Genomic DNA, 15101 nt, shown 5'->3' with positions numbered 1-15101 from the left:
TATTAGAAGATGGATCAGATATAGATCGTCAATCCTGGGGCATTCTGGACGGTGATATTTCCAGCGAGGTGGGGCAAGTTCTCAGAAACGACATTAAATTCGAGTCAGAGGTGTCTCAAAATCATTGACAAGTTCCGACTTGCGATTGCGCTCAACGAGCCCGCGCGACGTGGGGGATGGAGAATATTCAGTGACGATGGGGCTCGGGCGCAAGGATTCGGCCCGTTAGCCGGACCCCCAAAAGGTTGAAATCCAGGTATCTGGCAGGCAGGCTGGAGAAGTGTCGGCGGGTCTTTAACTCTTCCGTGCGAGTTGGATGCCGCCGTTTCTCATCCAGTTCGATCGGGGTCATCGGCCTCAGAGGGCTATGGCAGCTCATCTGTTATCATTAAAAATCCTGTCGATGTGAGCACCCAGTTCCCTCGCCAGGCCGCGCCTGCAACCGTTTTGTGGATGGGAAAGTCAGACGAGCGGACGAAGCGACCGTCCATGGTTCTCGTGCTTGCGCGCAAACTGCCGGATCGTGCGGTGCGGGAGGATGTCAAGGGGCCCAGGCCGTCGGATAAGATTTTGTCGATGATTTTGACGAGATAGATTATATTTTGCCGCTGGGTATCAGGGAGCTTGTCGCATCGCCTGAGCAGTAGCCGCGGTGTTTTGTGTCAACGTTGCTCCTCATGAAACAAATGGCGGCGCGACCTCGTTTCCGGCACGAAGGAGCATGTCGCATTCCTGGTTTCATTGCAGCAGCAGAGAGATCCGGGTATGGAACCTGATCGACAGCCAACCTTGTCACCGTTGCAGAGGGTGCGCGGTCTCCACGATTGTGAAGAAGTCCGCAAATGCTTCTTCCGGGAGCAGCTTTTCCCGGCATTGGGCGACAATTGGTTTTTTCGCATCATCCTTGCGGCAAACTCTGTTCCCGATGGTGTTCCACGACCGGCCGAGTGTCGGATTGCTCCGTCCGTCAAGTGTCTCCGGCCGCGCGAACTGGCTCTGGCAGATTTCATTAAGGGCAGGCGGATGAGATCGTGGAACTCGGGAGGAGGGAATCCTTGTTGAAGTCGGTGGGACCCTCACTTTCATTGGTGATTGTGGGTTGCTGCCTCGCTTTCCTGGCGGGCGCGTCTTTGCTGGTGTATCTCAACAGAGCGCAGATTCTCCTTGGTTCCCAGCACAGCGCGCCGCTCACGGACATCCGAAAGGAGCATGGCTTCGCCTATACGGCAATGACGCACCACCCCGAGTTGAGTTCTCACGAACAACCCTCCAACGCACAGGTATTGGAGGACGGCAGGCCGCTGCCGGGGCCGGCGAACTCGCTGCACGAAGATATCCGCACAACCGGCAAGGGGCGCTACTCTTTCTGGCACGCATATGTGTATTTCGCGACCTCCGACAATACCGATCCGCGCACCAACGACCGTGTCTACACACTCCGTTACACCACAACCGTCGGAGCAGCTTGGGCCTCATTGCTGTATGCATCAACCATCCTGCTGTGCGCGGTGGCGGCAATTCTTGTTTTCAGGACGGACGGGATTTATGTGCTGTTTGCGCGGCTCAAGACGCCGGTTTGGATCATTTTGCTGGTACTCTTCCTGATCGCCGGAACTGGCCTGGCCGTCCACAATTATGAGAATGCGTCCAGAATCTATCTCGCTGTGGCGGCACTGTTGATTTTCGTGCTGGCGGGCGCGGCCACTCTGGGTACCTTCACCTTTTTCTGTATACCTCCCCTGGTACCTCTGCGAGCCGCCCTGCGGGCGGTCCTGTTGTGGTTCGCCTTTTTTTCGATGCTCTGCTGGCTGCTATGGTCAAACCCCGTCGTTACCCGACTGTACGGCGTTTTCGCGCTTTCACCGTGGCTGTTGCGCGCGGCTTTGCCCGGTGCGCTGACGGCTATGCTCTGCTTCCTCGCCCTCGAACAAGCCTCCAGGCGCCGGGTATGGGAGCAAATTGTTGCCTTGAGTTCCCATAAATGGTTCGGCAAGATTCGAGCCAGACACGTCGCGCTCGTCCTCATCCTGTTTATGGCCCTGTTATCAACGCTCCATATGATTATGCACTACTGGGACACTTCGCCTTGGATGGATTCGAACGGATATGACACACTTGCCCATGAGCTGGCCCTCGGCCACGGTTTCCACACACAGTTTTATATGCCCTTGTACGTCGTCTGGCTGGCGGGCCTGTTCTATTTCTTCGGGCATTTTTACTTTGTAGTACAGCTGGCCAATATCCTGCTCGTTTTGGCCACCATCGCCATTTTTTACGCGGCCATGAGGGCATGGACTGATAGTACGGCCGTTGCCTTGCTCACCGCTCTCTTCCTCGCAACCAGCATGAGCATCATCAGCGTCTATGTCCACGTCTCGCAGATTGAAACGTTCAACGAACTGCTGGTGGCTGTAAACTTCTATATATTTGTGATGCTATTGAAAAAGATCCGCCCGGAGATTTGGTTCCTTTGGGGACTTTCAGCTTCTCTGCTTCTCCTGAGCCGCATGCAGAATTTCGGCTTGTTGCTCGGTGAGTTGGTTGTTTTCCTGGTGATGATGAATTCCCCCCGCCGGGCTGGATTTTGGACCTCACTGAAGCAGAAAGTGGTTCCACTGTGCGTGGCGTTCCTCGGCCTCCTTCTGCCTCTTGCGGCCTGGGGCGTGCGAAACCGGATCGTCGAGGGCCAATTCAGGATCACAACTACGGCCGCCGTCTGGCAACTGGCATTAGGGAATCACCCCGACACGAGGGGAGGAGTTGACTATCGAAGTTATTATCATCTCCAAGCGGAGTACGATAGAAAGTATCCCGATCCTAAGGAGAAGGACGCTGCATACCGGCGCGACGGAATCCGCTTCTTGATTGAGAGCCCTCGCCGCACCTTGTACAACTTCTGGACCAGAACCAAGGTGTTCCTGGATCTCTTGGAACCGGGTTTTTGGCGAAACCGCCCAACTGTCTGGGCCACGGAGTGGAACTCCTTTGTCGTATGGCACCTGCAGCCCATCCTGGCGTTGACCGCTGTTTTGTTTCTCATCATTTTCCACCGGGGCCGCCTCCTATGGGTTTCTCTGCTTCTCGTAATCCTCTATTTATTGCCGTTTTTGCCGTTCCCCGCGCTTGAGAGCCGGATTCGGTTTCCGATCGATCACGTTTTCCTCCTGGGGATTGCTGCCATGATTCGCTATGCTGCGACCGAGCAGCGCACGAAGCTGGCCTGCTCCTGGCCTCCCGCGCCGGTATCGAATCTTGTCGGTCGCCGGGGCCTGCTTTCTTATTTGCGCCATCCCGATGAGGGAGAACCGCGCGCGCCCGATCTCCATCTTTATCGAAGAGTGGTGGCGGTTGTCTCTGTTGTGATTGTACTTATTTTGTGCCGCTCGCTGATCGGCGCACCCAATGCCCGCAGGTTACTAAAAGCCGCCGGTGCCACGAAGGTCGCCCAAGTTTCCAGTGACACTCAGTCCCCCGGTACGCGACCATGGGAGGATCTGGCACGGAGCGCTTCGAAGGATGGACTCCTCGGAGCCACGGTTGAAATGCATGCCACAGTGTCGAACCAGGGGTGGCCATCGGAATGGATCGCGCAGCTATCGCCGAACTATTTCCCCGAATTCTGCCGGGACGCTGGCAATGGATGTTATCAGGTTAGCGTTGTTTGGCGTCAGCCCCAGGTACCGGGCGAACCCCGCATGGATGCGGCCGCACAGGTGAGCGTATCCTACAAGGGCGCTTTGGTTGATCGCAGGCTACGAGAGGGGGATCGAGCCTGGATCCTGGGAAGAATCACTCAAATCCGAGATTTCGATGCTTATGAAAGCCCGTATCCCGCAATCTACATTGAAGTGATCAAGGCGAAAAAGATCGAATAGCTGTGGGAGCGATTCATGAATCCGTATCAGAAACCGGCGAAACAACATGTGAGGGAGTTCTGGGAAAAACACCCCTTGTGCAGTTACGAGATTGCCGCGAGCACGGGGGACAAGGTGTTTTTTGAGGAACACGACCGGCTCAAGCGTGAGGACACCGATTTGTTCTGCATGCACTTGTGGCGCTTCGATCAAATGGCCGGGAAGAAAGTTCTGGATGTCGGTTGTGGCCCGGGCTGGCTGGTGCGCAACTATGCACGCACAGCCGCTTTGATTGTCGGCATTGATTTGACGTTTCAGGCGGCCCAAATGACGAAACGCTCTCTGGATCTACAAGGTTTGAAGGGTTGCGTCGTACAGGCCGACGCAGAACGCCTGCCCTTCAGGAGCAACGCTTTTGATTTTGTTTCGAGCAGTGGGGTGCTGCATCACACGCCGGACACGCAAAAGGCCATCTCCGAATGCCATAGGACTCTCAAATCAGGCGGGGATTCCGTGATCAGCTTGTATTACAGAAACATCCTGTTGCGGCGAGCCACATTCCCATTGCTCAAGCAATGCCTCCGTCTGCTCAAAGATGTCCCAGGGCGCCGAAAATTGAAAAATCCGAAAAGCATCGAGGAGTTCGTCCGGGTATATGACGGTGACGACAATCCTGTCGGCAAGGCATATTCCAAGCCAGAGTGCCGTGAAATGTTCAGGCAATATGTCGTCGAAGGCATGGAAATCCATTTTTTCCCCAACCGTTTCCTTGCCCTACGGGTTCCGAGATTTGTGCATAAGCTTTTGGATTCCTGGTTTGGCACCATGATTTATCTGGTGTTGAAAAAGTCAAGCGCATCCCCGCCGGCTGAGCAATGAAGGCGCCCTGTCATGTCTCTTGACGAGTTGCTACGCGATAGAAAGGTGTGGGAGACCAAAGAGGTGCTCCGCCTCGTCTATACGCGACAATTCTTCCCGCGCTTGAGTCAAAATCGGGTGCCCGGCTTCCGCACGGTCGAAGTAGGCGCCGGCCCCGGCCTGTACAAACAGTTTGCCCCGGATGTCCTTTCTTCCGATATTACCGTTTGCCCATGGCATGACTTGGCGGCCAACGGCGAACACCTGCCGTTTGCAGCGGCCTCTCTCGACAATGTGATCGGGCTCGACGTGGTGCACCACCTAAACAACCCACTGTCGTTCTTTTGTGAATCCGCTCGTGTCCTGCGCGCCGCCGGCCGCGTCGTGTTGATTGAGCCTTGGATGACTCCGTTCGGCTATTTGGTCAATCGTTGCTTTATCCCTGAGGAGTGCGATCTGACCTGGCAGCCGGGAGAAATGCTGGTACAGGATCAGAACCGTCAAAAGCGAAAGGATCCGTTCGAAGCCAACAGCGCGGTTCCCTATCTTCTCTTTAACCGCTTCCGGCATCGACTCCGCGAACTGATGCCGGAACTGAGATTGGTGAAAATCGAGCGGTTTGCCTTGTTTGGCTATCTCCTGAGCATGGGTTTTCGCGAAACATCCCTGTTGCCTGCCCGGCTCTATCCCTACGTGGAACGTCTGGAAAGTGCCACTCGCTCCTTATGGGAACCCGTGGCGGCTCTAAAGGCGCTTATTGTGCTGGAGAGGGTGTAACAAATGTGCGGCATTTGTGGCTTTGTCGGCTTCCGTGATGAAGAGCTGCTGCGCCGCATGATGCGCCTGCTGCGCCATCGCGGCCCGGATGACAGCGGATGCTTTCTGGGAGGCCAGGCAAGCCTGGGGCACACCCGTCTGAGCATTATTGACCTGCAGACGGGACGACAGCCTATCTACAATGAAGACAATACTATGTGCATTGTGCTCAACGGCGAAATTTACAACTACAAAGATTTGAGAGCCGTCCTGGAAACGCGCGGCCACAAATTCAGCACGAAGACCGATACCGAGGTGATCGTCCACTCCTATGAGGAGACGGGCAGAAAATGTGTTGATCAGTTTAACGGAGAGTTCGCCTTCGCCCTGTGGGATGACAAAGAACAGCGGCTCCTCCTTGCGCGGGATCGGTTGGGGATTCGCCCTCTTTATTATTGCCTTGTCGGCGGCAACCTGATCTTCGGTTCCGAACTGAAGTCGCTGCTGCTTTGGAGTAAAACGCCGCGTGTGCTCAATCGCGTCGCGGTGGATTGCTATCTGACCCTCCGCTATGTGCCGGCAAGCATGACGATGTTTGAAGGCATCGAAAAGGTGCCGCCGGGGCATACGCTCACCTTCCAGGATGGCGAAATGCAAATCCAACGCTACTGGAAGGCGGGGCTCGCCGACACGGCCGGTGCCTCAGGCGAGGACTGTGACAATGCGTTCTACGAATTGTTAAGAGACTCGGTCCGGTTGCGCCTGATGAGTGACGTGCCCCTTGGAGCCTACCTGAGCGGCGGCGTGGATTCCAGTGCCATTGTCGGCATGATGAGCGAAATGACCACGGCGCCGGTCCGGACGTTTACCATTGGCGGCTTCGGCCTCCATGCCGACGAACTCGCCAAGGCGCGCCGCATTGCTGAGTTTTTTCATACGGACCACCACGAATTGATCGTAGGCCGGCAGGATTTCGACCTATTGCCACGCATTCTCCGGCACATGGACTCGCCGATCGGCGACGCTATCATAATTCCAGCCTATCTTCTCGCCCGCGAAACGTCCAAGCATGTCAAAGTGGTTCTCTCCGGCGAAGGCGCGGATGAAATCATGGCGGGCTATGTGCACCAGTTGACGCTGAAGTATGGCGAACTGTATCGTCGAATGATTCCAGGCCCTCTCAAAAGGGCAACGAATGGCGTTGTCAAGCTGTCCCCCGTGGCATTATTGAACCTGTTTTTTCTGTACCCGGCCGGATTGGGCGCGCGAGGGAAGAAACGCGTATTGGATTTCCTCGAGGCATTGGCAGGCGATTCCTTGGCTCAGGCCTTCCTGGTGCTGGCATCGCTGTTCACCGAGAATGAGCGGCACGACATGTATTGCGCTGGATTCAGAAATGCGCTGAGCGACACCCGGTTCCTGCGTCGCCGCATGGACGCCGTGCTCGCGGGCCCGGATAGCTTCCTCAACAACCTGCTCCTGTACGATCTGGAGAACTGGTTGCCGGATAACACCCTGATCAAGCAGGACCATCTTTCCATGGCCAATTCGCTGGAAGCCAGGGTCCCATTCCTCGACCACCGCCTGGTCGAGTTTTGTTCCGGCTTGCCTGCACGTTTCAAGATCAAAGGCCTCACTCAGAAGTATCTGTTGCGAAAAGCCGTGAAACGCCTTCTGCCACCGTCTGTTGCCAAGGCCCCCAAGCGGGCGTTCTACATGCCCATCGAAAAATGCTTTGGCGCTGAATTCGACAATTTTGCCCGCGAAATACTTAACAGCGAGAGCTTCAGAACGCGTGGCATCTTCGAAGAACAAGAGGTCGCCGCCAGGACCACGCACTTGCGTTCCCAAGAGCTAGTCGACAACAAGCAATCCATGGCGCTGTTGATTCTCGAGCTCTGGTTCCGAACATTTTGGGATAACGACGGATCCGCAGAGACGCTACAATGTTTGACCGAACATTAGGTGAGAAACCAGCACGCCGGCGCGAACATCCCGGCAAGGCGTCCGCGCGCCGCCGTCAGTTCAAAGCACTGTTTGCGGTCCCGAAGGCAGAGCATTCGGAACCAACTCGGAAAGCCGGTAAGGATTCTGAACATTTGCGGTAAGAGTCGCTCACAGACTCGATGGCGGAGTTTCGATGGAACACTTTCGCAATCTTGCCCTGGGACAAATACCGCGCATCCTCGGTTTGGGAGACCGGAGAAGCGGCTCCCCGACATTCGGGTGTTTCGACCGCTATCACTGGCATTATCAGTTCCTGGATTTCCCAAATGCTCGTTTTCAGGAGGCGGCGCTCCTGCTGGGTCTCCTTTGGCGCGAGGATTTTCCCGGCAACCTCTATTTCTCCAATGCCAGGATCTTGGAGTGGGTTCACGCTGCCCTGCAGTTTTGGCTGAAATCCAGAAACCGCGACGGCAGTGTGGCGGAGGCCTATCCGCTAGAACGCAGTTTCTGTGCGACGGCCTTTAGCGCCTATGCCGTCTCTGAATGCCTAGTGCTTCTCGGAGGTGCTCCGCCCCCATCCCTGGAAAAGACGTTTGACTGGTTAACGCGAAATGAAAACCTGGCAGTCGCAAATCAGATGGCTGTTGCCGCCCTCGCTCTGCACAATTGCTTTCGCCTGACCGGGCACGACAGGTATCGTGCTGCAGCAGCAGAAAAGGTCGAAAAACTGCTCGGTTCGCGGCATCCGACCGGCTATTTTCAGGAATATGGCGGTCACGACATCGGATATTCAAGCCTCACAATAAGTTGCCTCGCGCAGTACTTTCTCGGGACCCACGAGAATGAACTCTGGCGGGCTTTACAAAAAGCAGGTACACTTTTGGCAGAGAGGGTGCAAGAAGACGGCAGCTACGACCTTGGAGGAACCAGCCGGCAAACCCAGTTCCTTTACCCATTCGGCCTGGCCGTCATAAACAGTGACGTTGTGCGAAGGCTGCTCAACGGCTTGAACGCAAACAGGATCATTCACCCTGGCTGGCTGGATGACCGGTATGTAATCCAGCTTACGACAAACTATTTGCAGACCTATTTGAAGCTCTACCATGCGGATGACAACGACCAGGTTGATCGCACTGCGTCTGTATAACCTGACATTGGGACGGACCCTCTGGGGTGCCTCATTCCTCAGGGCCATCCTTGTAAAACTGCTCATCGGGAGCAAGGCCGACGAGGAAAGGTACGTGGCCTCTTCGCGTTATTTCAGTTTCGACGAAATGAATCCGCAGAAGTAACGGAATGCTCATCCGGCTCTAAGTGGCGGCCGTGAACAAACGTTCCGCAACCGTCACGTAGCAACAGGGATACTGCCTTCATGTGCAGGATCTTTTTGAAGGCGAGGTAGTACAAAATGAAAGTTCTTGTTCTCAATCCAGTGAGTCGTGTCAGCAAGAACGTGATCCGCGACGTCCTTTACGGCTGCTGGTGCAGCGGCAAGCGTATCGGGGGCGGCACCGTGCCGCCGTTCGGCTTGCTGCAGGTCGCAACCGTGCTTCGCAATGATGGGCAGGATGTGACCTTCCTGGACGCGCAGGCCGAACAGTTGTCCCATGATCAGGTCAACAACATGGCGCGCGGCATGGACACGGTCGTGATATCGACTTCGACCATGACGTTCCTCGAAGACGCAAACATGCTTCTGGGATTGAAAGAGACCAATCCGGGCTTGAAGACGCTCGCCTTCGGCTCCCATCCGACCTTTATGCCCAAGTACACTCTGGCCCATAAGGGCGTCGACATTGCCGTGCGTCACGAACCGGAGTTCATCACTCGGGATCTTCATCGAGAAATGCGCACGGGCGGCGAATGGAAACAGGTTGCCGGCATCGCATTCGTGGAAAATGGAGGCGTCCGGATAAACCCGGATTATCCGCTTTATGACCTGAACGAGTTGCCTTTCCCTGATGTGACGATGCTGCCCAAGGGCATTCATTATTTCAACCCGCTCGTCCGCCGCTTGCCCTATATCACAACGACCACTTCAAAAGGCTGTCCGGCAAAATGCACCTTCTGCACGGCGCCATACTTCGACGGCATGCGGACCCGCTTTCAGTTGGCTGACTATGTGGTGCGAGAGATCGAGTACTTTTTGCAGCAGGGTTATCGTGAAGTCTACTTTCGAGATGATACGTTTTTCGTCCACAAGAAGCGCGACACGGAAATCTGCCGCCAGATCCTCGAGCGCAAACTGGATGTGAGTTGGATCGCGAACGCGCGGGTCTCCATGATCGACAAGGAGATGATGGAATTGGCGCGCGCTGCGGGTTGCCACACCTTGAAGCTCGGAGTCGAATCGGGCGTTCAGGAAATATTGGACCGTGCTCGCAAAGGTTACAAGGTGGAGCAGGCGTATGATGTTTTCCGCTGGGCGAAAGAGGTTGGCTTGCATACGCATGCGCACGTGATGGTCGGTATGCCCGGCGATAACCAGGAGACGGTAAATAGAACGATTCAATTTGTTAAAGAACTGAACCCAACGACGGCGACATTCGGTGCCTGCACGCCTTATCCCGGCACACCACTGTTTGACGAGGTCGCGGCTGCGCACCCGGAAATCCAGGATGGAAGCGCGAGCAGTCTCCACAAGCTTCATGTGGAGGGAATTTTCAACGAAATCTATGCCGACTTGACGAAGGAGCAATTGAAAAAAAGCATCAGGCGGGCATATCGTGAGTTTTATCTGCGACCTTCCTATTTCTGCGATTCTCTGAGGCAGCTACACGGCGTCGATGATGTCAAGCGGCTGAGCATCGCCGCAACCAACGTCCTGGATTTTGCCCTGTTTGGTGGTTGACGGCGACGAGCGTGTTGCATGATAACCGAAGCCCTCGATTCGATGATTCTAAATCAAGCGGAGGATTCGTGCAGCCCAAGGTAACGGTCATCATTCCCGCCTACAACGAAGAGTTGACCATCGGCCCAATCATCAACGAAATCAAGAACCTGGAATCGAACTACGAAATCATTGTGGTGGACGATTGCTCCAAAGATGCGACTGTGGAGAGAGCCAGAGCTGCGGGCGCGCGCGTCATTCAGCATCCCTACAATATGGGAAACGGCTCGGCGGTCAAGACCGGTGTGAAAAACGCCGGAGGCGAGTATCTGCTCATGATGGATGCGGACGGCCAGCATTCGCCTGAGGATATCCCGAAACTCGTTGCAGGCCTGGATCAGTATGATATGGTCGTCGGGACTCGTGATGCCAGCGCGCCGGTTTCCGGTTTCCGGAAGATAGGCAATCGGATATTTGTGCTCTGGGCCTCGTACATTGCAGGCCGGCATATCCCGGACCTCACTTCGGGCTTTCGTGCCGTCAAGAGGCGCCGGATGTTGGAGTTTCTGCACCTGTTACCGAACGGCTTTTCGTACCCCTCGACAATCACGATGGCCTTGATCAAAACGGGCTATCCTGTCTCGTACGCTCCACTCACCACGATCGTCAAGCGCACGAAGGGCAAAAGCAAGATCCGGCCCTTTAGAGATGGCTTGACTTTCTTGATGATCATCCTCCGCATGGGTATGCTCTTCGAGCCCTTGAAGCTCCTCCTGCCCGTCAGCGTTTTCCTGTTCGCGATGGGGATTGTTGTTACAGTCATTCAAATCATCCGGGTGAGGACTGTCACAAATACAGCAGTTCTCTTCTATGTCACGAGCGTTCTGATTTTCTTTTTTGCCCTGGTGGCTGATCAGCTGGCACACGTCCGGCGGGAACTAAATCTCTTTCGCAAGGTGGAATGATCGGGTGGTTGCTGTTCCCCGGCACCCAGGGCAAGCCTCAAGGGAGCCGGTGCATCCGGATCTTCATCCGCATTATCGAGGCACTGCAGGCGAGACAGATTGAAATTGGCCTGTCAGACGTTTTTTAGAGATGGGAGATGCGCAAAAAACGGACATCCCGATTTTTCAGTTTGCGCGGCGAAGGCAGAGGGCAGAAAAAATCGGAAGATCCGAACGTCCTCTTTATATGGACAATGCCCGCAGTTGAGAGTACGCAACAAGTCGAGTGAGAACCGACGTCGCGCTGTTAGCCGCGGCGCCGCCGCAGTTGCCACCCGATCCCGCCTACCAGGACTGCGGCGCCGAGGAGAGCGAGCGGCAGAGCCCATTTCAGCTGGTAGGCAAGACGTTCCGTCGCAACCCACCGATCCCCCATCATCACATTTGCGTTTGGCGGTTCGATCGAGTTTCCTTCCGGCCCGTAAATCGAAACCATGATCTCCGAGGCTAGCTCTGGATAGTAGTGACTCTGGCGCCTGTATCCATCTTCATATATCGAGCGGATCGACGAAAGATCTCTTTCGATCTCCTTCAGGCTCTTGGGGATCACCACGCCGATATCAGGATCCAAAACATACCACTCGGCCGGCGCCACTTCGGCAGTAACAACAGTGTGCCCACCCAATTGAGCCACACGGGTATCCAGACCGCCCTCTCTCAACAGTGCCGTAACGATAAGAGACGTTTGGCTGCACATGCCGACCCCTCGCTCAAGAGCCTTGCGCGCGTCGACAAAGGTGTACCGGCGATAATCGTCACGGATTTCGCCCAAGAGCCAAAGGATGTAATTTTCCCAGATGGGTACATGAAGGCGAAGAACCCCCTCATTCGCGTAGTTCCAGATGTGCCGCACATTGCCTGACACAAGTTCATTGATGCGTATGGCGTAGTCTTTGTTCGATTCGCCGGCCCGTCTTGGCAGAGCCTGAAGGAGTGCCTGCCATTCCAGTTCAGTGCCGCCGGGCGTTCGCAGAAATGGTCCGGTAAGATGGCCGTCGTTTGTCGAAAACCCGCGCAGGTGCTGGAAATGGCCGAAAAGATTGATTCCGATGAGCATCACACCGAAAGCGGCGATGAGCACTGCCCACCAGGTAACGGCCGAGGCAAAAGAGGGACCCTTGGGACCGGAACCCAGACTCCATCGGGCCATAGCGAACAAGCCGAAAAGCGCACACAAAATGCCGATGCCGCCGACCGTCACACGGACAGGAAAGCGTATGACGACAGCTCCATTATTTGGTGGCGGTGAGGCTGCCCCGGGCCGCAAGAGAAGACCATCACCATACATCTTGTCGAGATCGATGAACGCCCCACCGGTATTGGTGCGCAACTCAGCCTCATCTCGCGCCTGCCGTAACTTCATTCGATACCAATCCACTCCAATCGAAACCGTGTCCTCGCCGTCCGCAGGTGAAGGAATCGTGATGAAGGGTGCAACGAGCCTCGGCAGCGGAACATAGTAGGCCTTGACATCAGGGAGGTCCGCAACGAAAAGAAAATTCCAGTTGTCGCGACTCACGGGAATCGCCGCATTGGCGGGCACACGAGTCTCCAGATGAAAAGGGAACAACCGAGACAAGGACGCGGCAATTGTGGCCAGCAACGCCAGTGTCGCGCAGAAACTGCAAAACAGCCGGAATCCAGGAAGCAGGGCACGGGAACCTGACCGCGAAATCCGAATCAGCGTCAGCGCTGCCACTAAAATCAGTGTCAGGGCTGCAGCTGCCGTAAGAAATCGGGCCGGTTTTACAGCAACGACTGCCTCATAGGACCGACCGTTAGCAGCTGGATTCGAGTTGTCGCGACTCGAGAATATGACAGCGCCGTTCCAATGCGAGTACCGGCCGTGTCCCTTCTCCACGATTTCCTGATGAAGGGCATGCGCCGGACCTAGAGGAAGCCCGTTCTCCAGGAGGACAAGCCCCGACCTTGTCGGTGCCGCAAGGAAGTCTTGCTCGATTCTTCGCAGCGGTCCAGCAGCTTCCAGCTGGAAGGAATAGGCATTGCCTCCCCAGCTTGTCAGGGAAGCGGGGTTAAAGTAAACATTGTGACTGGAGGGCCATAGCTCCCATGCGCACACGGCGAGCGCAGCCAGACAGACCAAAAGCCTCAAGGAACTTCCCGCTCGTACTTTCACCGGCAGCTCCCCAGGAATGCAGCCCAACTTCATCTCAACTGTCTTGCATCGGTTTAGAATTGTTCTTGGTGTGCGGGCAGCTGCCGGTTCGCCGAGCTGCCCGCCTTCTCGAGATCGAGTTGCGAGACTTGGGTCTCACTCCATTCAGACCCCAACATCCGGAGCAATCAGCAATGGGGGATTTTGCTCTTTGTTCCGAGTAATACTCAGGGCATGGTTTCTTTAAACTGCATGAGCTTGTTGCCGCCTCGGCTAGCAGCAACGCAAGCCGGGCAAAACAGAGCGTACCGCCCATGCAGACGCGGTGCAAGCATACTCTCAGAAATTTTCTATCACAATCAAAGAGTCGCAGGATTGGGGAAAGCTCCAGAATTTGGCTTGCCCGTTTGAATTGCCGCTACTCTGAAACGTAACTGACTTCCGAATCGACTTCTCAGGATGTCCTCTCTTCAATATACTTGCAGGCTGTCCACCTCTTAAGAAATCGTGCATTCAGGTTTGGAACTGAACATGTTCAGGATTTGTCACCTTATCACCAGCCTCGATGTCGGCGGGGCGGAAACGTCCCTGTTTCGGTTGCTCTCTGCCCTGGATAGGGACCGGTTCAGCTGCAGCGCGATCTCGCTGATCGAACCTGGACTTGTCGGGAGGCGCATTCGGGAGCTGGGGGTACCGGTGCGGTCGCTGGGACTGAGGCGCGGCGCGGTGTCACCGGCCGCGCTGCTGAAACTAACCCGCCGGCTGAGGCAGGATCGGCCGGATATAGTCATGACGTGGCTTTACCACGCAGATCTGGCGGGCTTGCTGGCGGGCCGGTTGGCGCGTGTGCCCGCGATTGTTTGGAATCTGCGGGCCTCGAATATGGATATGTCCAGGTACCATGCGCTGTCAGGCTGGACACTGTGGCTTTGCGCCCGTCTGTCTCATCTGCCGGCTGCGGTCGTTGTCAATTCCGAGAGTGGGAGGGCGTACCACTCTCAAATCGGGTATCGCCCGCGCGAGTGGGTGCTCATCAGAAACGGTGTCGATCCCGCGCAGTTCAAACCGGATGCGGCAGCGCGGGAGGAAGTGAGGGTCGAACTCGGCTTGCGGCAGGAGGATCTGCTGATAGGCCTGGTGGCGCGTCTCGATCCTACGAAAGACCATGACAACTTTCTGGCGGCCGCGCGCATGGTGGCACAACAGGACCGTTCGGTTCACTTCGCCCTCGCCGGCAGGGGCGCCGGAAGCGATAACTTGAGGCTGGCTGCCGGCGTGGAGGGGCCACCCTTTTCGGGGCGAGTGCATCTGCTCGGCGAGCGTGAGGATATGCCGCGTCTCACCGCTGCGTTTGACATCGCCTGCTCCGCCTCCCGCAGCGAGGCATTTCCCAACACGGTCGCGGAGGCGATGGCTTGTGAAGTTGTCTGCGTCGCTACCGACGCCGGCGATTCGGCAAAGATCCTGGGTGAAACGGGCATCGTTGTCCCTCCGGGAAATCCCGACGCCCTGTCCCAGGGTCTGTTGCGCGCCATCGCGCTCAAACCGTCCGAGAGACAGGCTTGGGGCAGCGCGGCCCGGGAACGCGTGATACAGCACTTCAGCCTGGATCGTTTCGTGGCCGATTACGAGGCTTTCTTTACCCGCATCGGCTCCTAGCGCCCTGGCGTGCCGGCCGTTGTTTTTGTTTTTCATAAATCGGCGCCGGGATGCCGGCGCTGAAGGAATTGAGGTTC

9 protein-coding genes are annotated in these 15101 nt (G+C 56.0%); 8 read left to right on the top strand and 1 reads right to left on the bottom strand.

Annotation, left to right across the window (positions count from 1 at the left end):
* Positions 1-1055: 1055 nt before the first annotated feature.
* The 7 genes from LAP85_19085 (at position 1056) to LAP85_19055 (ending at position 11210) form a co-directional block, all read left to right on the top strand.
* Entirely contained in the window at positions 1056-3875 is a 2820-nt protein-coding gene (locus LAP85_19085; GenBank protein MBZ5498510.1) for a hypothetical protein, read from the top strand.
* A gap of 15 nt (positions 3876-3890) precedes the next feature.
* Positions 3891-4733 carry a class I SAM-dependent methyltransferase gene (locus LAP85_19080; GenBank protein MBZ5498509.1) on the top strand — a complete coding sequence of 281 codons (843 nt, stop codon included), beginning with the start codon at positions 3891-3893 and terminating at the stop codon, positions 4731-4733.
* 12 nt (positions 4734-4745) lie between these two features.
* Entirely contained in the window at positions 4746-5489 is a 744-nt protein-coding gene (locus LAP85_19075) for a class I SAM-dependent methyltransferase (protein ID MBZ5498508.1), read from the top strand.
* A 3-nt stretch (positions 5490-5492) separates the two neighbouring features.
* Positions 5493-7433, top strand: a complete 1941-nt coding sequence (gene asnB / locus LAP85_19070; protein ID MBZ5498507.1) for an asparagine synthase (glutamine-hydrolyzing) — start codon at positions 5493-5495, stop codon at positions 7431-7433.
* Between the two features lie 175 nt (positions 7434-7608).
* Complete coding sequence (locus tag LAP85_19065; protein ID MBZ5498506.1) at positions 7609-8562, top strand: hypothetical protein; 954 nt, start codon at positions 7609-7611, stop codon at positions 8560-8562.
* A 261-nt stretch (positions 8563-8823) separates the two neighbouring features.
* Positions 8824-10266, top strand: coding sequence for a B12-binding domain-containing radical SAM protein (locus tag LAP85_19060; protein ID MBZ5498505.1), 1443 nt, complete (start codon positions 8824-8826; stop codon positions 10264-10266).
* A 68-nt stretch (positions 10267-10334) separates the two neighbouring features.
* Positions 10335-11210: a glycosyltransferase family 2 protein gene (locus tag LAP85_19055; protein ID MBZ5498504.1), complete on the top strand. Its 876-nt coding sequence runs from the start codon at positions 10335-10337 to the stop codon at positions 11208-11210.
* A gap of 286 nt (positions 11211-11496) precedes the next feature.
* Here the strand turns inward: LAP85_19055 and LAP85_19050 are convergent, their stop codons facing one another.
* Positions 11497-13386 (bottom strand): hypothetical protein, encoded by a 1890-nt coding sequence (locus tag LAP85_19050; GenBank protein ID MBZ5498503.1) that lies wholly within the window; start codon positions 13384-13386, stop codon positions 11497-11499.
* A gap of 510 nt (positions 13387-13896) precedes the next feature.
* On the opposite strand from LAP85_19050, the gene LAP85_19045 reads away from it, so the two are divergent.
* Complete coding sequence (locus LAP85_19045) at positions 13897-15024, top strand: glycosyltransferase (protein ID MBZ5498502.1); 1128 nt, start codon at positions 13897-13899, stop codon at positions 15022-15024.
* Positions 15025-15101 lie beyond the last annotated feature (77 nt).

This window comes from Terriglobia bacterium, assembly GCA_020072565.1.
GTDB lineage: Bacteria > Acidobacteriota > UBA6911 > UBA6911 > UBA6911 > JAFNAG01.
Note: the sequence above shows the minus strand (reverse complement) of the source record. Positions and strands in the feature narration are given on the sequence as shown.